The sequence below is a fragment of the Parafrankia sp. EUN1f genome (assembly GCF_000177675.1).
Classification (GTDB): domain Bacteria; phylum Actinomycetota; class Actinomycetes; order Frankiales; family Frankiaceae; genus Parafrankia.
Genome location: NZ_ADGX01000015.1, coordinates 1 through 24,667, shown reverse-complemented (window position 1 = coordinate 24,667; position 24,667 = coordinate 1). Strand labels below are relative to the sequence as shown.

Genomic DNA, 24,667 nt, shown 5'->3' with positions numbered 1-24,667 from the left:
CTAGTTGACCCCGCGGTCGTGGCCGGCCCAGTAGGGGGCACGCAGCTTGAACTTCTGCAGCTTCCCGGTCGCGGTGCGTTCGAGGGCCGGCCGAAGCTCCACGCTGGTCGGGCACTTGTAGTGCGCCATCCGGACCCGACAGAACTCGATCAGTTCGGCGGGGGTGGCCGAGGCGCCGGGGCGCAGCACGACCAGGGCCTTGACCGTCTCCCCCCACTTCTCGTCCGGGACGCCGATCACCGCGGCCTCGGTGACGTCCGGGTGCTGGTAGAGGCAGTCCTCGACCTCGATCGAGGAGACGTTCTCGCCGCCGGTGATGATGACGTCCTTCTTGCGATCGGTGATCGTGAGCAGCGGGCCGTCGAACGTGCCGCCGTCGCCGGTGTGGAACCAGCCGTCCCGGATCGCCGCCGCGGTCTGCTCAGGCTGCTCCCAGTAGCCGTCGAAGACATGGTTCGAACGGGCGAGGACCTCGCCGGACGCATCGGTACGCAGCCGCACCCCCAGCGCCGGGGCACCGGCCTGCGCCAGCAGCCGGGCACGCTCGCTGGCCGGCAGCTTCTCCCAGCCGCGCCGGGCCCGGTTGACGGTGAGCAGCGGCGCCGCCTCGGTCAGCCCGTAGATCTGGATGAACTCCCACCCGAGCTGCTCCTCCACCCGGGCGACCACCGCGCTGGGCGGCGGCGCCCCGGCCACCACGATCCGCACCCGGTCGCGGCCCGGGACCGCGCGGCCGGCGGCGACCCGCGCGGCCGCGGCATCGAGGATCGAGGCGACCACCGCCGGGGCGCCGCACATCAGCGTCACCCCGTCCCGCTCGACCCGGGTGAGGATGTCCTCCCCGTCGATCTTCCGGATCACGACGTGCGTGCCGCCCATGCCGGTCACCGCGTAGGGCATCCCCCAGCCGTTGACGTGGAACATCGGCAGGGTGTGCAGCAGGACGTCGTGCTCGGTGACGGTGGTGTGCCAGCCGAACGAGGCCGCGTTCAGCCAGCAGGTGCGGTGGGTGAGGCGGACGCCCTTCGGCCGGGCCGTGGTGCCGGACGTGTAGTTGATCGTGCAGACGGCGTCCTCGTCGGGCTCCCACTGCGCCCACGCGGCGGACGCGGCGGCGTCGGTGGGGTCCGCCGGGGCGAACAGCTCCGCGTCGGACACCCCGTCCAGCACGAGCCGGTGCGGGACCTTCACATCGGCCAGCGCGTCGGCGTGGTCCGGGTCGACCAGAAGCAGCTCGGCGCCCGAATGGCCGACGACGTAGGCCACCTCCTCGGCACCCAGCCGGTAGTTCACCGGGACCAGTACCCGCCCGCTGCCCGAGACCCCGAAGAAGGCGGTCAGGAAGCGGCCCGAGTTGGGCGACACGATCGCCACCCGGCCACCCACCGGCACCCCGAGCCGGGCCAGACCGGCCGCCACGCCGCGGGCGCGTGCCGCCAGCTCGGCATAACTCAGCCGGCCCAGTGAACCCGCCTGGCCCGGCTCGTCGACCAGTGCCAGCGCACCCGGATACACCGTCTCAGCCCGGTCCAGAAAGTCTCTGACCGTGAGCGCGACCTTCATGGGCGTCCTCCCTCCACACGACCGGGTTGACAGTACAGGTACTTCAACCTAGTGTAAATATGGCCATCCTGAACAGAGACTGTCACACCACTATGGATCTCTCTTCGAGAAGGCTTGAGGCATTCAGCAAAGGCCAGAAAATTCAGCCGCCACGGCGTCGGCGTGATTCACGCGTCGTCGGCGTTTCAGCATTCGGTCGAGGGCAGGGGTTCTTCGTGGCAGAGCGGATTCCGCTGGTGGACTATCTGGTTCTGGGCGGCGAGCCGCAGCTGGTCGCCCAGGAGTGCGAGCAGTGTTCGGCACGCTTCTTCGACCGCCGCAACGCGTGCGCGTCGTGCGGAGCCGCGGCGTTCCGGGCCGTCACGGTCCCGCGGGAGGGAACCGTCCACACGTTCTCGATCGTGTCGATGGCTCCGCCTGGTGTCCCGGTGCCGTTCGTCGCGGCCGTCGTCGACTGCGGCGGAACCAGGGTGCGGGGCTGCCTCGTGAACGTCGAGCCGCGCCCGGAGAACGTGACGCTGGGCATGAAGGTGCGGCTGACCACCGTGCCCGTGGGCGCGGACAGTGCGGGGGTCGAGGCCGTCGGGTACGGCTTCGAGCCGGTCTAGACAGCCCACGGGTCCCCCGAGTCACGGCATTGGCACCGCCACCGGCGCCGGGCTCGTCGAGAAGATCGGAAGGACGGCCATGGCCCAGGATGTCTGGATCCTCGGGATCTCGATGACCAGGTTCGGCAAGCACCGCGACAAGGACAACATCGACCTCGCCGCCGAGGCCGCGGCCGCCGCGCTCGCCGACGCGGGCGTCACCATGCGCGACGTCGGCGTGCTCGCCACCGGCAGCCTGACCGGCGGCAGCTCCAGCTTCGGCCAGCTGCTCCAGAAGCAGATCGGGCAGACGGGCATCCCGGTATTCAACGTCGCCAACGCCTGCGCCACCGGCGCGACCGCGCTGCGGGTCGCCATCATGGCGATCAGGGCCGGCGAGACCGACATCGGAATGGCCGTGGGTGTCGAGAAGCTCGCCGGCGCCGGGCTGCTCGGCGCGCCGGGGCAGGCGCCGGCGGGCGACGGCACCTGGTCGCGCCGAGGGCGGTTCGGCGCCGTCGCGCCGCTGGAAGGGCGGGTCGGCACCGACAGCATGCCGGGCGTGTTCGCCCAGATCGGCCTGGAGTACGGGCACCGCTACGGGGGCGCGAGCTTCGAGCTGTTCGCGAGGATCGCCGAGAAGAACCACGCGCACTCGACGCTGAACCCACTGGCCGCGTACAGCCGCCGCTTCACCCTCGACGAGATCATGAACGACGTCATGATCGCCTACCCGAACACCCGCCCGATGTGCTCGGCGAACTGTGACGGCGCCGCCGCGGCGGTCGTCGTCAGCGGCAGCAGGCTGCGCCGGATGTCCCCCGAGCAGCGCAGGCGCGCCGTGAAGGTCAGCGCGTCGGTACTGACCAGCGACCCGTGGCAGGACGGCTGCCAGGTGCTGCCGGATGTCAACACCCTTACCCGCTCCGCCGCCACCCAGGCCTACGAGCAGGCCGGCATCGGGCCGCAGGAGCTGGACCTCGTCGAGCTGCACGACTGCTTCGCCACCGCCGAGCTGGTGCACTACGACAACCTGATGCTCTGCGCACCGGGCGAGGCGGTCGGCTTCTTCGAGTCGGGTGCCACCTGGCGCGACGGGAAGACACCGGTGAATGTCAGCGGCGGGCTGGAGTCCAAGGGCCATCCGATCGCGGCCACCGGCATCGCCAACATCTGGGAGATCTGCCACCACCTGCGCGGCGAGGCCGGCGACCGGCAGATCGCCGGCGCCCGGGTGGGGCTCGCCCATGTCATCGGGCTGGGCAGCGCCTGCGGCGTGCACGTGCTGGAAAAAGCCGCCGCCTGATGCCGCCCGCCCAGGACGGACCGTCACCGCCCCCGTCACCCACACCCCCGTCGCCCCTCTCCCTGTCACCCGTTTCCCCGTCGCCCACGCCACCGCAGGTCTCGCCGACGCTGGTGACCCCTGCGGTGATGCCGGCCGCGGCGGCGGCGGTGCCGGCCGCGGCGGCGGCGGTGCCGGCTGCGACCGGCGCCAGCCTCGTCGTCCTGGCGACGGCCGCAGCGGCGTTCTCCATCGCACAGACCGCCGTCGTGCCCGGGGTCGGCGTCCTGACCGACGCCCTGAGCACCACCCCGGCGAACGTCGCCTGGGTGTTCAGCGCGTACCTGGTCGCGGCCGCGATCCTCACCCCGGTCATCGGCCGCCTGGGCGACATGTACGGCCGGCGGCGTTTCCTGATCGTCGCCCTCGCCGTGTTCACGGTGGGCAGCGTGCTGTCGGCACTCGCGGGCAACATATGGCTACTGGTAGCGGCGAGGACGGTGCAGGGCGCCGGCGGCGGCATCTTCCCGCTCTGCTTCGGCCTCATCGGCGAGGCGTTCCCCGAACACCGCCGCCCCGGAGCCATCGGACTGATCGCGGCGATCGCCGGCATCGGCGCCGGGGTGGGCCTGCTCGCGGGTGGGCTGCTCCTCGACCACGCCAGCTGGCGGTGGATCTTCTGGCTGGGCGCGCTCATGTCCGCCGCCGCGGCGGTCGGCGCGCTGCTGCTGCCGAGCTCCGCGTCCTCCCGCTCCCCCGGCCGGGTGGACGTGCCCGGTGCGCTCCTGCTCTCCGTCGGGCTGACCGCCCCGCTGATCGCGCTGACGCAGACCTCCGCCTGGGGCTGGGGCAGCCCCAGGACACTCGGGCTGATGGCGGCTGGCCTGGCCGTCCTCGCGCTGTTCGTGCTGTTCGAGCTGCGAACCGCCGATCCGCTGGTGGACGTTCGGCTACTGGTCCGGCCGATCGTCCTGGCCACGAACTTCGCCACCCTGCTGGTGGGGTGCGCCATGTTCGGCGCGTTCGTCCTGGTCCCGCAGATCGCGCAGGCGCCACGCTCGGTCGGCTACGGCTTCGGACTGGACGCCACCGGCACCGGCCTGCTGCTCCTGCCCGCGTCGCTGGCGATGCTGGTCACCGGCTCGTACGCCGGCCGGGTCAGCGGGTGGCTCGGGCAGCGCACCCCCCTGATGGGCGGCTTCCTCACCGCCGCAGGCGGCATGGCCCTGCTCGCCGTGGGCCACGGCGAGCAGGCCGTCGTCGCGGCGCTGACGACCGTGGTCTTCACCGGCGTCGGCCTCGGCATGTCGGTGGTTCCCAACATCATCGTCGAGAGTGTGCCGGCGCAGGCCACCGGCCAGGCCACCGGGGTGAATGCGCTGGTGCGCTCGGTCGGTGCGGCGTTGGGATCACAGGTCGTCGCCACCCTGCTCGCGTCGAGCACGAGCGCGGGCCACCCGCTGCCCACCGACGGCGCCTTCACCCGGGCGTTCTGGATCGCTGCCGGCGCCGCCATCTGCGCGTCATGCGCCGCCGTGCTGATCCCTCGTCGTGGCGGGCGAGATCAACGCTGACCGGGGAGCAGGGTGACGAACAGTGCCTCCGCATCGGCCGTGACCGAAGCGCCGTCGTAGAGCGCCCCGGTCAGATACCGCTTACGGCCCTCCTCCCGGTCGAACCGCACCTCCACCCGCAACGGGACGTCGATGGGGGTGATGCCGCGGAAGTTGACGTGCAGGTAGGCGGTGCGGGCCACCGGCCGCCCGCCGGCGTTCGAAAGGCGGCCCATCAGCTCGTCGAACAGCAGCGGGACGGCGCCGCCGTGAACCGCTCCGAAACCGCCGAGATAGTACCGACCGAACGTGACGGAACCGGTTACGAGGACATCGTCGGCGGCCTCGACCCGTACGGCCGGGACAAGGGGCTGCGACCGACCCGGAATTCCTGGACGCCTGCGCCGCTGCCGCGGTCAGGTCACACGATGATCGGGAGGTTTTTGAGCGAGGTCGGGAAGTCTTCGAGTAAGCAACGTGGCCCGAACCCGGCCGCCGAGCTGGCCGGGCAGCTCGAGAAGCGGGATCCACCGGAAGTCGGATACCTCTTCCTCGTTCGGGGATGTGGCGACCGTCTGGTCCACCGCCAGCAGGAATCGAAAATCGTAATGAGTGTGCTCGGGTTCCACTTTGATCGGATTCGCCGGTATGACGTGCGCGTGCAGGTCGACCGGCCGTTCGAGAACGGGGCTCACGCTCCCACCGGAAATCCCCGCCTCCTCGGCCAGTTCCCGCATCGCCGTCGCCAGCAGCGAGTCGTCCTCCGGCTCGATGTGGCCACCGGGCAACAGCCAGCGCTCGAGCCGGCGATGCCGGATCTGCAGGACCCGCCGGTCGGGGGTGACCACGACCGCCCCGCAGGTCACATGGCCGGGCGTGGTCGCCCTCGAGGCCAGCGGCGCCTCGCTGCCACGCGCCGCCTCCAGCAGCGCGGCGAACGCCTCCGCATCCGTCGGGTACATGTCGAGATAGGCGCTGATCGTGTTGGCGATCTCGTCGTTGGTGACGGGCATCTCGTCCACTCCCGGTCGGCGCATCACAGCAGGTACCAGGAGATGATTTCATGCCCGGCCGACGACCCGTGAAAGCCCGGGAATCCGGCCGTGCGCTTCGGTCAGATGCGCCAGGAAACACTGCCGGGGGTGGCGTCGTCGAACCGGATGACATCGAAGTCGGCGGTGACATCGAAGGCAAGCTGCACAGTTGTCGGATCATCGGAAAAAGGTTCCGAAGGCCCCATTATCGCCGATTCCGTCCACAGTGGGGCCGCGATCGTGTTCTCCGGCCCCAGCGCGGAGAAGGCGTAGAGGTCAGGCCACACGTAGTTGCCACGCACCTCGACCGTCACGTCCACGAGCAGATACGTGCCGTTGTCCGGCGTCCGCTGGAACTCCTCGGAGGGCGCGGTGGACTGCCTGTGCACGTTGTCGACGGTCAGCTCGACGACGGTCGGCTGGTCGCAGCCCAACACCTGATACCTGAGCACGACGGTCTCCCCCGCGGCGACGACGGGGTCGTCCTCGTCCGGCGAACGCCGCGCCGAGTCGGGTACCGAGCCACCCGTGGCTCCGTAGCAGGCATCCGACCCGGACACCTCCACGCCCTGCATGTCCGAGCTTCCGAAATAGCCATCTTCCGCGAAGTCGACCCCGCAGAAGAGCGTGAGTGCGCTCAGCGCGACGGCGGCAACGCTCAGCACGGTGACGACGATGAGCAACCAGCCGTGCCAGCGGGCCGGGCCCGGCGCCGGTGGCTGTGGCGGATACCAGCCGTAGGGCGGCCACGGGCCCGGCGGCGGTGCCGGTGAGGGCGATGCCGGTGACGCCGGTGACGCCGCATCCGGCCCCAGAACTGGTGGTGCCGCAGGTGGCGGCGGTGGCGCCATGGGCGGTGTGGGCGGAACCGGTGACGGCGGTACCAGCACCCACGGATTCACCGGGCCGCCGGAACCGCCGTAACCGCCCGGGCCTGCCGGTTCCCGGCGCTCCCCTGAATCCTCGCCTGAGTCCCCGCGCTCGTCCGCCACGCCCCGCCCCTCGGCCTGGAACCCGGATTCCCCGAGCCCCGAAACTAGATCGCCGAGATTATCAGGATAGATCGGCACAGATCCGTCAAGGTGGCCGGTCCGCTAATCGGGCAAACTGAGTGTTCCGTTCGCCACGGGAATCCGAACGTACGTTGTGGGAATGGCTGAGCGTCAGACCGCGCGACGGTTCCCCGTCCCACACCGGGCGACCGTGCTGCGCACGGAGCGTCTTACCCCGCACATGGTGCGGGTCGTCCTCGGCGGCCCCGGGCTAGCGCGCTTCTCCGCCGGTGACTTCACCGATCACTACGTCAAGCTGCTCTTCCCGGTGCCCGGGGTGACCTACCCGGAGCCGTTCGACATCCAGGCCGTGCGGGCCGAGATGCCGCGCGAGCACTGGCCACGGACCAGGACCTACACCGTGCGCGCCTGGGACCCGGGCAGTCGCGAGCTGACCATCGACTTCGTCTGGCACGGTGACCGGGGCATCGCCGGGCCCTGGGCCGCCACCGTCACCCCCGGCGCGGAGATCCTGTTCAACGGCCCGGGCGGCGCCTACTCCCCCGGCGCGGACGCGGACTGGCATCTGCTGGCGGGCGACGAGAGCGCGCTGCCGGCGATCGCCGCCTCGCTGGCCCGGGTGCCGGCCGGCGTGCCGGTGCACGCGTTCGTCGAGGTCGCCGGGCCGCAGGACGAGCAGACCCTGGACGTACCGGACGGCGTCGAGGTCCGGTGGCTGCACCGCGGGGAACGGCCGGTCGGCGCGCTGCTGGTCGAGGTGGTCACGGCGCTGGAGCTGCCGGCGGGGACGGGGCAGGTGTTCGTCCACGGTGAGGCGGGCGCTGTGAAGGCGCTGCGGCGGCTGCTGCGCGTCGAGCGCGGGCTGCCGCCGGAGTGGCTGTCGATCTCCGGCTACTGGCGGGCCGGGCACGACGAGGACGGCTGGCAGTCCGGCAAGCGGGAGTGGAACGCCCAGGCCGAGGCCGAGGAACAGATCGCGCTCGCCACGCGCTGACGGGTCAGAACAGCGCTAGCGGGTCAGAACCTCGCCAGCGGTTCAGAACAGAGTCAGCGGCTGCGCCGGGATCGGTTCGGGCAGGGCGTCCAGCTCCGGCAGCCGGGCCCGGACGTCGTCGTGGAAACGCCGCGCGAGTCCGGGCGCGTCGGCGTTGTCCGGGGTGTGGATGAACATCGTCGGCGACCGGCCCTCGCGCAGCCAGCCGACGACGACGTCGACCCAGGGCCGCCAGCCCGCGACTGTCTGCTCGGTGTCGTCACGGCCCAGATAGCGGACGATCGGCCGGTCGGTCAACGCGACGGACCGCGACGGTACCCGTGGCTTCTTGCTCCAGGCGTCCCGCTCGGCGTCGCTGGTCGGCGGGCTGGCGAAGAACGCCGTGGTGTCGAAGGGGATCCACTCGGCGCCCACGGTGCGCAGCGCCGCTTCGAGCAGGCTCGCCGCCCGGGGGCTGGCGAAGAACTCCGGATGGCGGACCTCCACGGCGTACCGGTGGCCGTCGGGGAGCCGGCTCAGGAAGCGGGCGAGCAGCGGCACGTCGACGGGCCCGAAGGCGCCCGGCAGCTGGATCCACACCGCGTGCGCGCGGGCGCCCAGGGGCTCGATCGCGTCCAGGAAGCCGCGCAGGGCCTCGTCGACGTCGGTCAGGCAGCGGTCATGGGTGATGATCTTCGGCAGTTTGGCCAGGAACCGGAAGTCCTCGCCGGTCTGGCGCGCCCAGGTGGCCACGGTGTCCCTGGTCGGGGTGGCGTAGAAGGTCGTGTTCCCCTCGACGGCGTCGCACCAGCTGGCGTAGGCGCGCAGGCGCTCGTTCGGCGGCAGCGGATGGGCCAGGAAGCGCCCCTGCCAGGACCGGTGGGCCCACATCGCGCATCCCACGGCAAGACGCATCGAGCGAACCCCTCTGTCAGCGACCCCCACGGCACCGCGCCGGACCCGGCCGGACCGCACTGTATCCGTCCAGTTCTGACGCGGTGCGGTGCGGCCGTGCGGTTCCGCGGAACCGCACGGCCGCGGCGATCGGTCAGGCCGTCGGCACCGGTTTGGCGCCGCGACGGCTGTTGATGCCGAAGGTGGTGATCGCGGCCACCGCCGCGGCCCCGGCGCACAGGGCGAACAGCTGCTTGTAGCCGTCCAGTGACGGGAGCTCCGCGGAGCCGACGGCGACCGTCCGCGCCGCGAGGATGCTGCCGCCGATGGCGCTGGCGAGCGAGCTGCCGATCGACCGGAACAGGGCGTTCAGGCCGTTCGCCGCCGCGATCTCGGTCGGCGGCGTGAAGGCGTTGATGAGCGACGGCATGGCCGCGTAGCCGATGCCCGTCCCGATCCCGACCACGGCGTTGCAGACGATGATCTGCCACAGCTCGTCGGTGAACACGATGCGGGTGCACCAGCCGACGGCCACGATGACGGCTCCCAGCGCGAGGGTCTGCGCCCCGCCGCGCAGTGCCACCAGCCGGGCCGCGACCGGCGCGAGGAACAGCATGCCCAGGCCGCTCGGCAGCATCACGAGGCCGCCGACGACCATGGACGAGCCGAAGCCGTACCCGGCCTGCTCCGGCGCCTGCACGAACGACGCCGTCCCGATCATCGAGGCGAAAAGCGCGAAACCGAACAGCATCGAGGCGATGTTCGTCATCAGCAGCGGCCGGCGCAGGAACGCGACCATGTCGACCAGGGGATCGCCGATCCGTCGCTCGACCACGCCCAGCACCACCAGCAGCACCACGCCGAGCACCAGCAGGCCGATCACCCAGGGCGAGCCCCAGCCCCAGTTGGAGGTCTCGGCGAGTGGGAGCATCAGCGCGACCAGGCCGGCGCTCAGCAGCGCGGCGCCCACCAGGTCGACCCGGCCGCCGGTGCGGCTGGGCGCCTCGGGGACGAAGGCCAGCACGGTGAGGAACGACAGCGCGCCGCCGACGACCAGGATCCAGAACAGCACGTGGAAGTCCGCGTGCTCGGCGACCAGACCGGCCAGCGGCAGGCTCAGCGCGGCTCCGACGCCGAGCATCGAGCTGATCAGCGCGATGGCCGAGCCGACCCGCTCCTTCGGCAGCAGCGAGACCAGCAGGCTGATCCCGAGCGGGATCGCCGCCGTGGACAGGCCCTGGATGGCACGCCCGACGATCATCAGTGCGACGTTGCTGGTGACCGCGTCGATGAGGGAGCCGACAGCGAGCGTGGCCATCGCGATCAGCAGCATCCGGCGCTTGCCGAACATGTCACCGAGGCGGCCCATCACCGGGACGGCGACGGCGGCGACGAGCAGCGTGGAGGTGAGCAGCCACTCCACGTTGGTGTGGGTGGTGTTCAGCTCGGCCGGCAGGATCGCCAGCACCGGCACCAGGATCCCCTGGGACATGGACACCATGAGGGCCGCGAAGCCGACGACGGCGAGCTCGAGGGTCGCCCGGCCGGAGGTGGTGTGGGCGCGGATCTCCGCCTCGGCCCGAGCGGCGGTTGTGGCCTGGACGGCTGTGGCCCCGACGGTGGTCGCCGCCGGCGCGGACGCCTCTGTCATGCCTGGTCCTCACATCGATCAGTAGCGGAATAATTTCCTCCGTTTACGCTAGCACGACCGGAGGATGCGCCTCCGGTTGGCCCTGGTGGCCGAGCTGGGAGCAGGGTCTACAGCAGACAGGAGGAGGATCAGGGCGATGCCATCGACAGAGCGGCCATCAACAGAACGGCCATCGACACCGCCGCACCGGCTGCGCGCCGACGCGCGCCGCAACCGCAGCGCCATCCTCGCCGCGGCCACCGCGGCGTTCACCGCGGACGGGCCCAACGTGCCCATGGAGGAGATCGCCCGCCTCGCCGGCGTCGGCGTCGGCACGCTCTACCGGCACTTCCCCGACCGGGAGACGCTGACGTTGGAGGTGGCGCGCGACAGCGTGAGCGAGATGCTGGACCACGCCCGCCGGGCCAAGGCCGAGGAGCCCACCGCCTGGGGCGCGCTCGTGCGCAGCCTCGGCGGCTTCCGCGCGCTGAGCCTCACGGTGCGCATGCCCGGGCTCTTCTCGGAGGCGACGGCCGCCGCGATCGAGGCCGACGAGACGATCAGGCGGATCCGCGCGGAGCTCATCGAGATCACGGACACGCTGGTCCGGGACGCACAGCGGGAGGGGGCGCTGCGCCCCGACGTCGGCGGCGGCGACGTCACCCACCTGTTCACCCTGCTGCTCCAGAGCACAAACGGATCACCCTGGCAGCCTGACGAGATCGCCTTCGAGCGGGCCCGCGGGATCATCCTCGACGGCCTGCGGGCCCGGCCCGACGCAGCCACCGGCGGCCCACCGCTGCCCGGCCGACCGCTGTCCACCGCCGACCTGGACCCCCGCACGGAATGACGGGGCCGGGAGCGACGGGGCCGGGAGCAAGGTAACTCGGGGCGGCCGGGGCTCCGGCGTGCTCGTTCGTGGTCGTTACTCGACCTGTAGCGCGATGCGCAGGAGATCCCGTTCCGGGGGCAGTTGGGCGCCGGCGTCGATGCGCACCTGGTGCAGGGTGCCCGTCCACGGGAACGGCGGGCGGTAGCCGTCGCTCACCGGCAGCCCGCGGTCCTGCCCGAGGTGGATCGACGCGCCGCCGTGCTGCCAGACGCGAACTGCCCGCGCACACCGGTGTCGGCACCACCGTCGCCAGCCCCGCCACCGGTGCCCGGCGTGATCCCGGCCGGCCAGTGGACGATCATCGGCACCCGGGTGCCACCGAGCCAGGTGTAGCGCTTCCACAGCCGGAACGGCGTGTTGCCGGCCCAGGCCCAGCCCCAGGCGTAGTGCGGGTAGTGGCGCTGCCCGCCCCAGTCGTCGAGACGGCCCAGGTTGTCGGCCAGATCGTCGACCACCCGGTGGGTGAAGCTGTGCTCGTTGGCGGTTCCCGACACCCCGCCCTCGGCGCTCGCGCCGTTGTCGGACATCACGAACAGCAGCGTGTTGTCCAGGACGCCGAGCTTCTCCAGCGCGTCGACGACCCGGCCGATCTGCGCGTCGGTATGGCTCAGGAAACCGGCGTAGACCTCGTGCATCCGGGCGAAGACGCGGCGCTCGTCGGCCGGCAGGTCAGCCCAGGCCCGCACCCAGGACGGGCGTTCGGTCAGCGTCGTCCCCGCGGGGACGACGCCGCTGGCGAGCTGCCGGGCGAAGACCTCCTCGCGCCAGCGGTCCCAGCCGTGATCGAAGGCGCCGGCGTAGGCGTCCGCCCAGGAACGCTCGACATGATGCGGAGCGTGCATCGCGCCGGGGGCGAAGTAGAGGAAGAACGGCTTGCCCGGCGCCGACTGCTGCTGGTTGACCACCATCCGGATCGCCTCGTCAGCGAGGTCCTCGGTCAGGTGGTAGCCGTCGGAGGGCCCGGCCGGCGGCTCGACGTAGGAGTTGTCGCGGACCAGTTCGGGCGCCCAGTGGTTGGCGTCGCCGCGCAGGAAGCCGTAGTAGCGCTCGAAACCCAGCCCGAGCGGCCACCGGTCGTACGGCCCGGCCGAGCTGCGCTCACCGCCGGGGACGAGGTGCCACTTCCCCACCGCCATCGTGTTGTAGCCGGCTCCGCGCAGCAGCAGGGGAAGCGTGGCGGCCGAGCGCGGGATGCGGGCGGTGTAACCGGGAGCCCTGGTCGCGAGGTCCGCGAGGAAGCCCATGCCCACCGCGTGGTGGTTGCGCCCGGTGAGCAGCGAGGCGCGGGTGGGCGAGCACAGTGCCGTGGCGTGGAACCGGTTGTACCGCAGTCCCCCGGCGGCCAGCCGGTCGACGTTCGGCGTGGAGAACCCCGAACCGTAGCTCCCGAACTGCGCGAACCCCAGGTCGTCGAGCAGGATCACGACCACGTTCGGCGCACGATTCGCCACCGGAGCCCCCATTCCACATAATGCCGACCAAGAATGTCGCAAAGAGCGCGGTCGTCAGCACACCCCACAGCGGCCGACGCAGTCAAGCGCGGCCGTCCTCCGCGGGAAACCGGATTCTTCCCCGGCCTGAAGGCCGGGGCATCCTCCCGGAATCTCGGTGATCCGTGATCGCCGCGCGTGACCGGACCCGTCCCAGGGCGGCGCTGCCCCGGGCGCCGGGTCAGATCGTGACCGACCGCTCCCTCTCATCGACGTCAAGGGCGGCGGCGATGCCGTCCCACAGCTGCAGGCGTGCCCGCAGGGCGCGTCTCGTCACGGCGACGCACTCCGACCAGCGGGCGTCGTCCTCACCGCAGAGATCCGCCAGCATCTGCATCGCCATCGGCGTGTGCTGCTCGCCGTCGACCTCGATGTGCCGGGCGAGATAGTCGTGAAAGGTACGCAGGCGGATCTCGTTGTTCGAGATCACCTGGGCGAACATGTCCGGAATCAGGTCCTCGCGCCCGAAGGCGAACGCCGCGGCCTGACAGTGGACCGGCGTCTCTGTGATGATGCTCCAGGTCTCCTCCATGAAGCTCGAGGCGGGTGCCGGCACCTCGGCGAGCACCGCGGCCTCGGCGATCGGAACCCCTGCCCTGACCGCCTCCAGCAGGCGATCGATCCCGTCGGTCCGCGCACCGGCCTCGATCATTCCGATCCGGTAGAGCTCGAAGTGACTTATGTAACCGGCGTCGAGCTCGTCACTCTCCTCCACGAGGACGATGTCGTTGATCAGCCGGCGGCTCGAGACGGGCCCGCTCGGAACCCAGGGAAGGTCGATGCAGGTAAGGGAACGCTGCAGCGACGTCAGCAACGACATGAAGTCCCAGACCGCGTAGACGTGGTGCTCCATGAAGATCTGGACGTCACGAATAGTGCGAATACGCTGGTAAAGCGAGTGCGCCGTGACCTCGAGACGACTCTGATTGATCATCTCCCGTATGCTGTCGATGCTGGAGTGCTGTTTACCCCACGAGTACCGTGACATCTGTCCCTCACTAGGTCGAACTGGCTGTGGCGGCGGCGGTGTCGTTGACGCGGCCGGGATGCGCCGGCCTGCGCGACCCTTGTCAGAGACGGCGGGCGACAAGCAGGTGGACGTCCAGCTCGAGCGGCCGGGCGTCATCGAGCGCGAATCCCTCCTCGGCCAGCAGCTCGGCATAGCTTTCCCGGGAGCGCTCTCGTCCGTGGCCCATGACCGCGAGCATGTGCAGGTCGAACCCGGCGGCAAGCGACGGCGCGGCGCCGGCGGGGGGCAGCAGGCGCTCCACCACCAGCAGGGTGGCCCCCGGCCGCGCCGCCTCGTGTATGCGCCCGAGGATCCGCCGGCAGTCCGCGTCGTCGAAGCCATGGAGGATCCGGGAGAGAACGTAGGCGTCTCCCCCCTTCGGCGCCCGCGCGAAGAAGTCACCGGAGACGGTCTGACAGCGATTACCGAAGGGCTGGAGGTTCCGCTCGGTGGCCGCGCTGCCCACCACGTGCTGCGCGTCGTAGAGAACTCCCCGCAACGACTCGTCCGACCGCAGGATCTCGGCGAGCAGACCGCCGGTACCGCCCGCGACGTCCACCACCGTGGTCTGCGCGGGAAACGCGTGGGCCGCCGGTACACGTGCGAAGAAGGAGGCACCACCGGCCATCGTGGCGTCGTAGCGAGACGCCGTCTCCGAATGCGCGGGAAGGTAGTCGAAAAGGCTCCTGCCAAAAACCTTCTCGAAGCCTGAGATGCCGGTGGTGAGCGCGTTCAGCAGCTCACCCCAGGCAGCGTAGAACTCGCTGCCGTAGAGAATTGTCAATGCGTTCAGCGAATCCGCTGTGTCCGATCGCAGCAGCTCTCCGACCGGGGTCAGGGAGTAGCCACCCGCGGAATCGTATGTCAACACGTCGAGGTCGACGAGGAAACGTAGGAGACGAGTTACCGGATCGACCTGGAGGGCAAGTTCGGCTGCCAGGTCGGCCGCGTTCCGAGGCCCGCCGGCCAGCCGGTCCGCGATGCCGAGTGCCGCAGCCGCGTGTATCGCCTGGGTTCGCCAGTACCCGGTTGCCAGCTCGATCAGGGTACGGGCACTGGTGGAGTCTGTCGTCACCGGAGCTCCCGGGTTAGCAGGTGGTTTTCCGTCATTTCCGTTCGGCGACCAGCCGACTGAGGACCGAGCGCTGGATCTTCGCGGTCGACGTTCGTGGAAGCTGGTGGAAGGGCAGCTCCACGGGCTCGGCCATGTCCGGGAGCCCGTCGATCGCCCGCGCCCAACGGGCCCGGTCCAGCGGTCCGTCATCACGCGTGCACACGACCGGGACGGGCTCGCCCTCGGGTCCGGCGACGATCACGATCTCCCGCAGCTCGGTGAGGCGACCCATGAGAATGTCCTCGGCCTGCAGGTTGCTGGGCATCGACGCGATCTGGTCTACCTCGCGGTCGATCAGGTAGAGCAGACCTCGCCGGCTTCGGTAGCCCATGTCGCCGAGCCGCCACCAGCCGTCGCGGAGCTGGCTCGCGAAACGCTCGTCCTCGCCGAGGTAGGTCAGCGCGCGGCCGCGGCTGCGCACCTCGAGGTGGCCCGCCTCACCCGGCCGGACCCGCCGCCCGTCCGCGCCGACGACCCTCAGCCTGATGAAGCCGGGCAGTGTGAGCCCGACGCAGCGCCCGTCCGCCTGGGCGGCTCCGCGACGGGTGAACCATCGGCCGGCCACAGGTCCCGTCTCGGACTGCCCGTAGAACGCGAGCATCAGCGGCCGCCGGTGTTTCGAGGCGGACAGGAGCTTGGCGACGGTCCGCGGATGAATCGCGTCGAACGTAGCGGCATAGTATTTGATGCTCGACAGAGGCTGGCCGGGCGCGTCGACCAGATCCTCCCAGTCGATGAAGGCGTTGGGATGGGTTTCGATGAATCCAGGCCTGGTCCGGACGAGTAGTGGCCCGACGGTCTCGGGAGCCGAGTCCGAGGCGATCACCAGCGGATTTCCGTAACGCAGGAAGACACCGAGAGCGTGGTAGAAGCGAGAATGCACGAAGGTCAGACAGAAAGCCACCTTGAGGCGTTTCCTGACCGGCGAGGCGATCGCCAGCTGCGGAATCAGCCGATGCCAGAGCGCCCCGGCACAGTGCACCACCAGCTTGGGAATACCGGTGGTTCCCGAACTGTGCGTGATGAGCGCCGGCTCCCTCGGGTGCAGCAGCACCGGATCCCGCGGCGGCGAGCCCGCGTACCCGCCCAGGCGGACCACCGGCGCCGGCGCGCCGCTCTGATCGCGAAGCGGGTGGTCGACGGCCCCGTTGCGGACAGCCCCGTCGTCAAGGACGGCCCCATCGTCGAGGACGGCCCCGTCGTCGACGATGGCGCCGTCGTCGACCAGGACGCTGCCCCGGACCACGAGCTCCTGCGCCGCGAGCGGGCCGGCGAGCGTCTCCGTGTCGGTCAGCAACCACGGCCGGTCCAGCCGACGGATCAGCTCGGTCGCGATGTCTCCGGGCAGAGCAGGCGCGAGCAGGGCGGGGACGGCGCCGATCCGGGCCGCCGCGCAGGCGAGGAGCGCGATGTCGAAGTTGTTCTGTTTGTAGATCGCCACCCGCTCGGCGGGCCGGATGCCGATCGCCCAGAGGCGGGCAGCCAGGTCCGCGACCAGGGTGGCGAGATCGCCGACAGTCGCCTGCGGAGCGTCTGGCGCGCAGCCCAGGGGCTGGTCGAGACTCACGGAAACAGCGGGATGTGCGTCAGCGGCCTGATCGAACATGCGGCCTATGTAGAAAGCACGCACTCCTGTGTTGAGATCGGCGGACACGTTGCGTTCATCTCCTGAAGATCGCTCAGCTGAGGCCGGCCGGATCTGGACCGAGCCACGTTGTCGAGGCGGGCGTCGCGGTGGGATGCGGGACTCCTGGCCGGCCGGACGGGCTGGAGCCCGGGCTGGCGGGCGGGTTCTCGGCGGCGAAGAGGCCACTGCGCAGCTGGAAACGGCGGAGCTTTCCCGAGGCGGTGCGTGGGAGGGCGGGCACGAGATGGACGGTCCGGGGAACCTTGAACGGCGCGAGGCGTTCACGCGCAAAACCCACCAGATCCTGTTCGAGCCGGCTGCCGGACTCGTCCGGCCGGCGCGGCACCACATAGGCCCGCAGCCGGGTCGCGCCGGTCTCGTCGGGAACCGCGGCCACGGCGACCTCGGAAACAAGCGGATGTGCGCCGAGAACCCCCTCGATCTCCAGAGGTGACACCGTGATCCCGCCGACCATCTCGAGATCGTCAAGCCGCCCGAGATGAACGAAGGTGCCGTCCGGGTTACGCATCCCGCGGTCGTTGGTCGCGAGCCAGCCTCCGCGCAGGGCCGTCGCGGTCTGTTCCGGCCGGTTGAGGTAGCCGATCATGAGGGTCGGCCCGGTGACCCACAGCTCACCCACGGTTCCGTCGGGGCACGGCCGGCCCTCGGGATCACGCACCTGAACCGTGAAGCCGGGCACCGCACGCCCGACCGTGCCCGGAACGTTGGCTTCGACGCCGTTCGCCACGAAGGCGCACCCCACCTCCGTCTGCCCGAGCTGCTCCAGGACCGGGGCGCCCAGCAGGTCGGACGTACGCCCACCGAGTTCGAGGCTCAGCCGTTCGCCGGCGGACACCGCCGCCCGGACCGAGCCGAACGAGGCAGGTTCCGCCGAACGCCCCAGGCCCGCGAACGCCGACGGGACGGCGTACAGCAGGGTCACCCCGTGTCGGCTGACCAGCCCCTCGACGGCCTCCGGGCCGGGACGTTCTCGCAGGAGCACGACCGACCCACCCGAATACAGCGGGAAGACCAGGGAGTTGCAGAGGCCATAGCCGAAATAGAGCTTCGACACGGACAGCGTCACATCGGTCGGCCCGGAGCGCAGCAGCGCCTGGCCGATGTTCTGATGGTAGAAGCGGGGGTTCCCCTGCCGGAACATCGCCCCTTTCGGGGATCCCGTCGTACCGGACGTGTAGGTGAGATAGAGCGGGTCGTCGGTATGCACGACCGGCCCGGCCTCGGCCTGGTGTGCTTCGGCCAGCAGCTGATCACCACTGCGCACCACGGTGGCCGTGAACCGGGAGCAGATCTCCTCGTCCGCGACGACGATCCGCGCGGCGCAGTCGTCGGCCATGAATCCGTGGTCGTCCGCGGTCAACAACGGGTTGACCGGGACGGCGGTCGCTCCGCACCGCACGGTTCCGAGGAAGGCCGCCACCCAGGCGGGGCCGTCGGACAGCGCGATCAGCACCCTGCGGCCGGGCCCGGCGCCATGCCGGACCAGCACCTGACCGACTCGCGCTGCCAGGTCGTGTAACTCCCCGTAGGTGACCACCTGGTCCTCGAACAGGAGGGCCGGTCGGTCCGTCCAGCCCCGAGACCGCGCCAGGTCCGCCAACTCCGCGGCCAGGTTCCTGGGAGGCCGCCCGTTCATCGCGGGGCTCCGGAGAACGCGCGCTGCCCGGAGACGGCCCGGCCGGTCGCCGGGCTGGCCACCGCGCGGACTGTCGTCGCCGCCTTGAGCAGCATCTCGTCCAGTTCCTCGCCGGGATCGGAGTCCAGGACGATCGCGCCCCCACTGCCGACGTGCCAGACGTCGTCCACCAGAACCGCGGTGCGGATGACGATGCTGAGGTCCGCTGTTCCGTCGCAGCCAAGAAAGCCCAGCGCCCCTGAGTAGATACCACGGGCGTCGGTTTCGAGCGTGTCGATGATCTCCATTGTCCGCAGCTTCGGGGCACCGGTCATGGAGCCCCCCGGGAAACAGGCCCGCACACAGTCGATCACACTTCGGTCGGTTCGCAGCCGTCCGCGCACGGTCGATACCAGCTGATGCACGGTCGCATAGGTCTCGGTCGCCATGAGGCGCGGCACGTGCACGCTGCCGATCTCGCAGACCCGGCCGAGGTCGTTGCGCAGGAGGTCGACAATCATCAGGTTCTCGGCTCGCGTCTTGGGGCTCGTCCGCAGTTCGTGACACAGCTGGATGTCCTGCGCGGCGTCCTTTCCCCGCGGCGCCGTTCCCTTGATCGGCTTGCTTTCCACCCAGCGATTTCTGTCGATACGCAGAAATCTCTCCGGTGAGGAGCTGGCGACCTCGACCCCGGCGAGCCGGAAATAGGCCCCATAGGGCGCCGGGTTCCATCGCCGAAGTGCGAGATAAGCCACCAGCCCGTCGTCCACGGCCGGCAGGTGCACCATGTTGGTAAGGCAGATCTCGTAGCTCTCCCCAGCCACGAGCTTGGCCTGACAATGATCGATGTCAGCAAGGTATCGGGCTCGGTCACGGCTCAGGTAACCATTGACCAGCGCCTGGTCGAGAGGCGGCGGATTCGACGTCCCGGCCGCCGAAGTGGGACGAACCTCCTCGGAATCACTGAGCAGCGCCAGGCGCGCGGCGGTCGACTCGATCCAGTCCGACGCGCCGTCCGCCTCCAGAGCCAGCAGGTAGGTGGTTTTCTCCTCGTGGTCGATGGCAATCATCCGGTCGACGAACATCCAGGCCGCGTCGGGCGCGGCCGAACGATGAGCGTTCGTCGCCCCGAGATCCGCCTTGAGTTCATAACCGAAGTAGCCGACATATCCGCACCGCAGATCGAAGGGCAGGTCCGGGCCTTCGATCTGCCGCTTGGCCAACGCCTCCTCGAGATAGTCAAAGATTGTTCCGGGTACCAGGCTGACCTCGCCCCGAGAACACACCGAAACGTGCGGATCACCTACCTGGTAGGACACCACTTCGCCCAGCGGGCCACTGGCGTCGCCCAGGAAGGAGAATCTGGCGAGCCCTTCGGGGCGATAGGAGCTGTCGAGCCAGAACGCGTCGGGCGACTCCCCGTACAGTTCACGGAATGCCGCCGGCGCGTCGGCCGCACCCGGCAGCGTGCGGACGTTCAGCCGATGAAGCCGGCCGGTCCGGAGCGCAGGCACGGGACCGGGCTGTGCCCTCCCGTCGTCCTCACGGCGCCGCGGAAGCACCATGGCCCTGCCGGCCGGCAGGGCCGCTCCCCGCCCGCCAGCACTTCGACCCGGCCGTGCGAGCTGCTCTGTCAGGGCACGAAAGTTCGCCAACAGCTGTCTTCCGTGCTCTGTCGCGACCGACTCCGGGTGGAACTGGACGCCCCACAGGGGCCGGGTACGGTGCTCGACAGCCATGATCACATCGTCCTCGGCCCAGGCGACGGCGCGCAGGGCCGCGGGCAACGGGTCCGCGAGGGCCAGGGAGTGATAACGCACCGCGAGAAAGGTGCTCTGAATGTTCCGGAAGAGCCCCGTTCCGTCATGGCGGACCGAACTGAGAAATCCGTGCCTTGGTTTCGGCGCCGGCTGGACCCGGGCTCCCTCGTGCGCCCCGATGCCCTGGTGGCCCAGGCAGACCCCCAGCACGGGCGCCTCGGCCTGCGCGATGACCTGTGCCGAGATCCCGAAATCCCGGTCGACATCCGGACGCCCCGGACCGGGCGAGATGATCACATTGTCGTAGACGTCCAGCCGACCGAGCTCCTCGAGCGAGGTGTCATTGGTGATGACCGCCGGCTCCACTCCGTTTACCTCGGCGACGAGCTGGAACAGGTTATATGTGTACGAATCGAAGTTGTCGATCAGCAGGGTTCGCACCGGATTCCCCTAGCTCTGGACGTGAAGAGGCCTGCGTCGAATCACGCGGACCATGCGGCCGGCAGCCCGGACTGGCCCACGATTTCCCGGCGGGAGCCGGCGGACATGGGCCAGGATCACGAAAAGAAGGACATGCCACACGCAGGACTTCCACCCCAGACGTTCCTTGGATCCGAGGAGAAGCCAGCTACCGTGGCCGACGAAAACGCAGGCGAGTGGATATCTCGCGGAACGGCGTTCGCCCAAATGCAACCCGGGCGAAGCTTATAGCCCGGGTTCCCTGGATGCAACAGCGTTCGCGAATGTCACCCGAAATACCAGGTCAGCGGCCATGGCCGTACGGATGTCGTGCATGTGCGCCGCCGGGACCCGCAGCCGGCCCAACCCACCGGGGGACGTGAGACAGGTCACCCCGCCCGTCATCAAGGACGGCGAACCAACGCTGATGCCCTGCTGGGGGCACCTGTTCTTCCATTTCTGCCGGACCGGCAGGTGTGGCGCCCGCTTTCACCCGACGGTTGACATGCTCCGGACTCGCTCTCGTAATGTCATGGCGCCGCTCTGAGGACTTCGGGCGGGCTGCGACATTCCGCGGAGAGGAAGATCATGACGACCCCTGCCCGGAAGAAAGAGCAGTACCCGGTGCTCGTCGTCGGTGCTGGGCCGGTCGGCCTGGCGACCGCCCTGGCTTTACGTTCGTTTGGTGCGCCGGTGACCCTGCTCGAAGCTCGGGAGGCGGACGCCACCCGGCCGGGCAGCCGCGCGCTGTATGTGCACGGTGAATCGCTGCGGTTGCTTGGCCTGGCCGACCCCCGCCTCGCTGCCGACCTCAGCGAGCACGGCATCCTCTGGACCGCGCGGCGCACGCTGTTCCGGGGCCGGGAGGTATACGCCAAGCAGTACCCGCGGCCTCGGGCCGGTCGTCCTGTCCCCTACACCAGCCTTCGTCAGGTGGACACCGAGGGCTTTCTTCGCGCGGCGTGCGCACGGGCTGGCGTCGACATCCGGTGGGGCTCGCCCGTGGTCCGGCTCGACGCCGCCGACGACGAGGTCACGGTCGAGGTCGAGAGTGGCCGGTCTTTCACCGCCCGCTATCTCATCGGTGCGGACGGCCCCCGGTCCACGATCCGGCGGCTCGCCGGCGTCGGTATGCGGGGCGAGAGATCCGAGGGCTTCCATGTCACGGTGGACATCGCGGACACCGGGCCCGATGCGTTGCCGCCCGAGCGGACCTTCCACTACGAGCATCCCGGGACCGATGGCCGGCATCTGATGCACGTGCCGTTCCCGAACGGCTTCCAGCTCGACCTGCAGTGCCGTGGTTCCGACCGGGCCGAGGACTTCGACTCGCCGGAGGCGCTCGCGCGCTGGCTACCGAAAGTGGTCGACGGCAGATATCTCGAGTCGGTGCTGTGGACGGCGACCTACCGGTTCCAGCGGGTCGTGGCCGACTCGTTCGTCGACCCACATGGCCGGATCCTGCTCGTGGGCGAGGCGGCCCACCTGTTCCCACCGCTCGGCGCCCGCGGCATGAACAGCGGTTTCGCGGACGGAGACGAGGCAGCCCGGGCCGTCGTCCTGGCCCTCGCCGCGAGGTCGGCCGGCCAGGCAGACGAGGCGGTGCGCCGGTTCGCGACGACCAGGCGGGCCGCCGCGCTGCGCAACAGCCAGGCCGCCGGCACCGCGCTCGTCCACCTGCAGGCGACCCGGCCGATCCTGCGGACCCGGCAGCGGACCGCCGCGGCACTGGCGCCATGGATACCGTCCTGTGGCACGTGGCTGGAACGGGCGGTGTACGGTCCACGCCGTCTGGCCACCGACACCGCACCGGTAGGCAGGTACTGAGTGACCAGCGACCCGGGCCATGCCCCACCGTGGACGCGCGGCGCGTCCGAGGCCGACCCTCGCGCCGGCCGGCCGGCCACGACGACACCGGAGGGCCTGTACCTGTGGTCGGCCTCCGGCCTGCGCCGAGGCACCGAGGAGGCTGGCACCAAGCTGCTCGCCGCGGACTCCTGGCTGGTCTCGGAGGGGCGAGCCCGAACCCTGGACCGCCACCGGGAGAGGTTCCTCGCCGCCTGCCGGGCCAGTCGTCGGGGCACCGCCGAGGCGGACGAGGACATCGCCTTCTTCTGGACCGCTGCCATCACGCAGATCCCTCGCGGGGGCAGTTGGTTCCCGCGGATCGAACTGGTGGACCTGGCAGGACACCGCCGGCTGCGGGTCCGTATCCGCCCGGCACCGCCGCTCGGCACCGGGGTGCGGGTATGGGGCGCGCCCGTCCCTGATCCGCGCACCCGGCCGCGGGTCAAGGGCCCGGACCTCGACCGGCTGGCCGACCTGCGGCGAGCAGCCGGCGACCAGGGGGCGGACGAGGCTCTGCTGGCCACCAGGAGCGGCCTGATCGTCGAGGCGGCCACCAGCAGCATCTGCTGGTGGGAGGGCGACGCTCTCTGCGTTCCCGACCTCCGTTTTCGCGCATTGCCGGGGATAACCATCGGCCTGGTCCTCGAAAGAGCCCGCCGGATCGGCCTTGAGATCCGGCCGAGCCGCCGGCGCGTCGAGGAGCTCGCCGGCCGGGAGGTGTGGCTGCTCAATGCGCTGCACGGGATCCGGCCAGTGACCTCCTGGGTCGGCACCGCGCTCGAGGCCGGTCCCGCCGTCAGAAGCGAGCAATGGCAGCGATGGCTTACCGGCCTGGTACAGGCCCTGCCAACGAGCCGGGTGCAGGACCCGTGCGGCGACCCGACACGGAAAGGAGATGCAAGGCCGACGGATGGTCCAATGAGCAGTGCCGCGAATGGTCCATCAAGATAGACCACCCGAAAGAGCGGGTGTAGTGTGACCATCACCAGGAGGTGACAATCTGGACCCTGCCAGCTCTACGCCCGGCAACCCAGCACCACCCAGGCGTGGAAGTTCAAGGAAAATTGCAGGCCACAGCCATCTTTTTCTCTCGCCAGCCCTATTCCTGGCACATTTTTTCTCCTTCGCATTCGGCTGGCGCTGGCCGATCGGCACCGGCCTGCCAACGGCCCACGTTTCAGGAGACTCCGATTCCCGATCACCCTGAGAAGCGAAACGTCAAGGTCTGCATAATTGGCGCCGGTCCTGCCGGGCTGCTTCTTGCTCGCCTTCTTGAACAGTGCGGCATTGCCTCCGTGGTTCTGGAGCGGCGCAGCCGGGAACACGTTGAGAAGCGTGTGCGGGCCGGCCTTCTTGAATGGTCCACCGTCGAGGCTTTCCGAGCGGCCGGTGTAGCGCACCGCCTGGACCGGCAGGGCATGGTGCATGACGGAATGGAGCTTCGCCATGATGGCGCGGCCTTCCGCCTCGCGTTCTCCGAGCTCACCGGCGTCCCGATGGTCGTCTATGGCCAGCAGGAGATCGTCAAGGACCTGATCGGAGCCCGGCTGGAGTCCCAGGGCGAGATCCACTTCGGTGTCACCGATGTGCGGATCTGCCAGGTGGGCGTCGACGGCTCCCTCGTCCAGTGCACCCTGGGCGGAACCCCGGTCGAGATCTCCTGCGAGTTCCTTGCCGGCTGCGACGGCCATCACGGGGTATCCCGGGCGGCGATCCCCGCGCAGCGGCGTAGCGCACACCAGTGGGCCTACCCCTTCGCCTGGCTCGGTGTCCTCGCCCAGGCCCCGCCGCTCTCCCCGGAACTGATCTATGCCGTGACCGATCGGGGCTTCGCCCTGCAGAGCATGCGCTCGCCGGATGTGAGCCGCCTCTACCTCCAGGTACCACCGGACGAGCCGATCCACCTGCGCAGCGACGAGGAGATCTGGCACGAGCTGGATCTACGCCTTACCGGCGGAACGGGCAAGCTGCCGACCGGGACCATCACGGAACGGGTGCTGGTCGGGCTGCGCGCCCACGTGGAGGAGCACATGCAGTATCGGACCCTGTTCCTCCTGGGCGACGCCGCGCACATCGTGCCGCCGAGCGCCGCGAAGGGGCTGAACATGGCCGTCGCGGACGCCCGCCTGCTCGCCGAGGGACTGGACCACTGGTATCGCTCGGGGCGTCGCGATCTGCTCGACGGCTACCAGAGCCGCTCACTGCGGCGTGCGTGGCATGGGCAGGAGTTCTCCGAGTTCATGACCTCGCTTCTGCACGTCTCGCCCGGAGAGAGCGCGGCCGAGGGCCGGATGAGGCGG

21 protein-coding genes are annotated in these 24,667 nt (G+C 70.1%); 8 read left to right on the top strand and 13 right to left on the bottom strand.

The genetic code is table 11. The annotated features are described in order from the left end of the window. The gene (locus tag FREUN1FDRAFT_RS06470; protein ID WP_006539175.1) at window positions 1-1,563 is read right to left on the bottom strand and encodes an AMP-binding protein; all 1,563 of its coding nucleotides are present in this window, start codon (window positions 1,561-1,563) and stop codon (window positions 1-3) included. Window positions 1,564-1,778: 215 nt separating this feature from the next. Here FREUN1FDRAFT_RS06470 and FREUN1FDRAFT_RS06465 point away from each other — a divergent pair, with 215 nt between their 5' ends. The 3 genes from FREUN1FDRAFT_RS06465 to FREUN1FDRAFT_RS06455 all read left to right on the top strand — a co-directional run bounded on the left by FREUN1FDRAFT_RS06465 (window position 1,779) and on the right by FREUN1FDRAFT_RS06455 (window position 5,009). After that, the gene (locus FREUN1FDRAFT_RS06465) at window positions 1,779-2,171 is read left to right on the top strand and encodes a Zn-ribbon domain-containing OB-fold protein (RefSeq protein WP_006539174.1); all 393 of its coding nucleotides are present in this window, start codon (window positions 1,779-1,781) and stop codon (window positions 2,169-2,171) included. A 79-nt stretch (window positions 2,172-2,250) separates the two neighbouring features. Further along, on the top strand, window positions 2,251-3,456 hold the full coding sequence (locus tag FREUN1FDRAFT_RS06460) for a thiolase family protein (protein ID WP_006539173.1): 1,206 nt from the start codon (window positions 2,251-2,253) through the stop codon (window positions 3,454-3,456). Between the two features lie 113 nt (window positions 3,457-3,569). Next, complete coding sequence (locus FREUN1FDRAFT_RS06455; RefSeq protein WP_232295068.1) at window positions 3,570-5,009, top strand: MFS transporter; 1,440 nt, start codon at window positions 3,570-3,572, stop codon at window positions 5,007-5,009. On the opposite strand, the gene FREUN1FDRAFT_RS47935 is transcribed toward FREUN1FDRAFT_RS06455, so the two are convergent. From FREUN1FDRAFT_RS47935 to FREUN1FDRAFT_RS43520, 3 genes are all read right to left on the bottom strand, one after another. Beyond that, window positions 5,000-5,377, bottom strand: coding sequence for a PaaI family thioesterase (locus tag FREUN1FDRAFT_RS47935; RefSeq protein ID WP_369809773.1), 378 nt, complete (start codon window positions 5,375-5,377; stop codon window positions 5,000-5,002). The two genes, FREUN1FDRAFT_RS06455 and FREUN1FDRAFT_RS47935, sit on opposite strands and share 10 nt — an antisense overlap. Window positions 5,378-5,404: 27 nt before the next feature. Next, complete coding sequence (locus FREUN1FDRAFT_RS06445) at window positions 5,405-6,001, bottom strand: NUDIX hydrolase (protein WP_006539170.1); 597 nt, start codon at window positions 5,999-6,001, stop codon at window positions 5,405-5,407. A 101-nt stretch (window positions 6,002-6,102) separates the two neighbouring features. After that, a complete protein-coding gene (locus tag FREUN1FDRAFT_RS43520) occupies window positions 6,103-7,092 on the bottom strand; it encodes a hypothetical protein (protein ID WP_157474387.1) in 990 nt (329 codons plus the stop codon). Window positions 7,093-7,174: 82 nt separating this feature from the next. On the opposite strand from FREUN1FDRAFT_RS43520, the gene FREUN1FDRAFT_RS06435 reads away from it, so the two are divergent. Continuing rightward, complete coding sequence (locus FREUN1FDRAFT_RS06435) at window positions 7,175-8,029, top strand: siderophore-interacting protein (RefSeq protein ID WP_006539168.1); 855 nt, start codon at window positions 7,175-7,177, stop codon at window positions 8,027-8,029. A gap of 42 nt (window positions 8,030-8,071) precedes the next feature. Here FREUN1FDRAFT_RS06435 and FREUN1FDRAFT_RS06430 read toward each other — a convergent pair whose 3' ends face one another. Then, a complete protein-coding gene (locus tag FREUN1FDRAFT_RS06430; RefSeq protein ID WP_006539167.1) occupies window positions 8,072-8,923 on the bottom strand; it encodes a DUF72 domain-containing protein in 852 nt (283 codons plus the stop codon). Between the two features lie 133 nt (window positions 8,924-9,056). Beyond that, window positions 9,057-10,553, bottom strand: a complete 1,497-nt coding sequence (locus tag FREUN1FDRAFT_RS06425; protein WP_006539166.1) for an MFS transporter — start codon at window positions 10,551-10,553, stop codon at window positions 9,057-9,059. 136 nt (window positions 10,554-10,689) lie between these two features. On the opposite strand from FREUN1FDRAFT_RS06425, the gene FREUN1FDRAFT_RS06420 reads away from it, so the two are divergent. Then, window positions 10,690-11,382 carry a TetR/AcrR family transcriptional regulator gene (locus FREUN1FDRAFT_RS06420; RefSeq protein WP_006539165.1) on the top strand — a complete coding sequence of 231 codons (693 nt, stop codon included), beginning with the start codon at window positions 10,690-10,692 and terminating at the stop codon, window positions 11,380-11,382. Window positions 11,383-11,457: 75 nt separating this feature from the next. On the opposite strand, the gene FREUN1FDRAFT_RS47350 is transcribed toward FREUN1FDRAFT_RS06420, so the two are convergent. The 7 genes from FREUN1FDRAFT_RS47350 to pabB all read right to left on the bottom strand — a co-directional run bounded on the left by FREUN1FDRAFT_RS47350 (window position 11,458) and on the right by pabB (window position 20,501). Further along, window positions 11,458-11,580, bottom strand: coding sequence for a hypothetical protein (locus tag FREUN1FDRAFT_RS47350; RefSeq protein ID WP_255348193.1), 123 nt, complete (start codon window positions 11,578-11,580; stop codon window positions 11,458-11,460). Then, window positions 11,577-12,875 (bottom strand): arylsulfatase, encoded by a 1,299-nt coding sequence (locus tag FREUN1FDRAFT_RS06415; RefSeq protein WP_006539164.1) that lies wholly within the window; start codon window positions 12,873-12,875, stop codon window positions 11,577-11,579. The genes FREUN1FDRAFT_RS47350 and FREUN1FDRAFT_RS06415 overlap by 4 nt, the downstream gene beginning before the upstream one ends. A gap of 220 nt (window positions 12,876-13,095) precedes the next feature. Further along, entirely contained in the window at window positions 13,096-13,902 is an 807-nt protein-coding gene (locus FREUN1FDRAFT_RS06410; RefSeq protein WP_006539163.1) for a DUF3050 domain-containing protein, read from the bottom strand. 82 nt (window positions 13,903-13,984) lie between these two features. Next, window positions 13,985-14,998, bottom strand: coding sequence for a methyltransferase (locus FREUN1FDRAFT_RS06405; protein WP_006539162.1), 1,014 nt, complete (start codon window positions 14,996-14,998; stop codon window positions 13,985-13,987). A gap of 31 nt (window positions 14,999-15,029) precedes the next feature. Continuing rightward, window positions 15,030-16,691: a class I adenylate-forming enzyme family protein gene (locus FREUN1FDRAFT_RS06400; protein WP_006539161.1), complete on the bottom strand. Its 1,662-nt coding sequence runs from the start codon at window positions 16,689-16,691 to the stop codon at window positions 15,030-15,032. Window positions 16,692-16,716: 25 nt separating this feature from the next. Continuing rightward, window positions 16,717-18,321: an AMP-binding protein gene (locus FREUN1FDRAFT_RS06395; protein ID WP_006539160.1), complete on the bottom strand. Its 1,605-nt coding sequence runs from the start codon at window positions 18,319-18,321 to the stop codon at window positions 16,717-16,719. Continuing rightward, complete coding sequence (gene pabB / locus FREUN1FDRAFT_RS06390) at window positions 18,318-20,501, bottom strand: aminodeoxychorismate synthase component I (protein WP_006539159.1); 2,184 nt, start codon at window positions 20,499-20,501, stop codon at window positions 18,318-18,320. The genes FREUN1FDRAFT_RS06395 and pabB overlap by 4 nt, the downstream gene beginning before the upstream one ends. Window positions 20,502-21,107: 606 nt before the next feature. Here pabB and FREUN1FDRAFT_RS06385 point away from each other — a divergent pair. The 3 genes from FREUN1FDRAFT_RS06385 to FREUN1FDRAFT_RS06375 all read left to right on the top strand — a co-directional run. Further along, complete coding sequence (locus tag FREUN1FDRAFT_RS06385; protein ID WP_006539157.1) at window positions 21,108-22,346, top strand: FAD-dependent oxidoreductase; 1,239 nt, start codon at window positions 21,108-21,110, stop codon at window positions 22,344-22,346. Continuing rightward, window positions 22,347-23,318, top strand: a complete 972-nt coding sequence (locus FREUN1FDRAFT_RS06380) for an aminotransferase class IV (RefSeq protein WP_006539156.1) — start codon at window positions 22,347-22,349, stop codon at window positions 23,316-23,318. Between the two features lie 239 nt (window positions 23,319-23,557). Then, window positions 23,558-24,667: 4-hydroxybenzoate 3-monooxygenase (locus FREUN1FDRAFT_RS06375; protein WP_083828583.1), on the top strand; the 1,110-nt coding region annotated here is incomplete at its 3' end.

Coding starts and splice junctions, on each gene's coding strand:
- FREUN1FDRAFT_RS06435 (WP_006539168.1), top strand. CDS start 7,175: ATGGCTGAGCGTCAGACCGCGCGACGGTTCCCCGTCCCACACCGGGCG.
- FREUN1FDRAFT_RS06395 (WP_006539160.1), bottom strand. CDS start 18,321: ATGAACGGGCGGCCTCCCAGGAACCTGGCCGCGGAGTTGGCGGACCTG.
- FREUN1FDRAFT_RS06385 (WP_006539157.1), top strand. CDS start 21,108: ATGACGACCCCTGCCCGGAAGAAAGAGCAGTACCCGGTGCTCGTCGTC.
- FREUN1FDRAFT_RS06420 (WP_006539165.1), top strand. CDS start 10,690: ATGCCATCGACAGAGCGGCCATCAACAGAACGGCCATCGACACCGCCG.
- FREUN1FDRAFT_RS06425 (WP_006539166.1), bottom strand. CDS start 10,553: ATGACAGAGGCGTCCGCGCCGGCGGCGACCACCGTCGGGGCCACAGCC.
- FREUN1FDRAFT_RS06410 (WP_006539163.1), bottom strand. CDS start 13,902: ATGTCACGGTACTCGTGGGGTAAACAGCACTCCAGCATCGACAGCATA.
- FREUN1FDRAFT_RS06460 (WP_006539173.1), top strand. CDS start 2,251: ATGGCCCAGGATGTCTGGATCCTCGGGATCTCGATGACCAGGTTCGGC.
- FREUN1FDRAFT_RS06445 (WP_006539170.1), bottom strand. CDS start 6,001: ATGCCCGTCACCAACGACGAGATCGCCAACACGATCAGCGCCTATCTC.
- FREUN1FDRAFT_RS06470 (WP_006539175.1), bottom strand. CDS start 1,563: ATGAAGGTCGCGCTCACGGTCAGAGACTTTCTGGACCGGGCTGAGACG.
- FREUN1FDRAFT_RS06430 (WP_006539167.1), bottom strand. CDS start 8,923: ATGCGTCTTGCCGTGGGATGCGCGATGTGGGCCCACCGGTCCTGGCAG.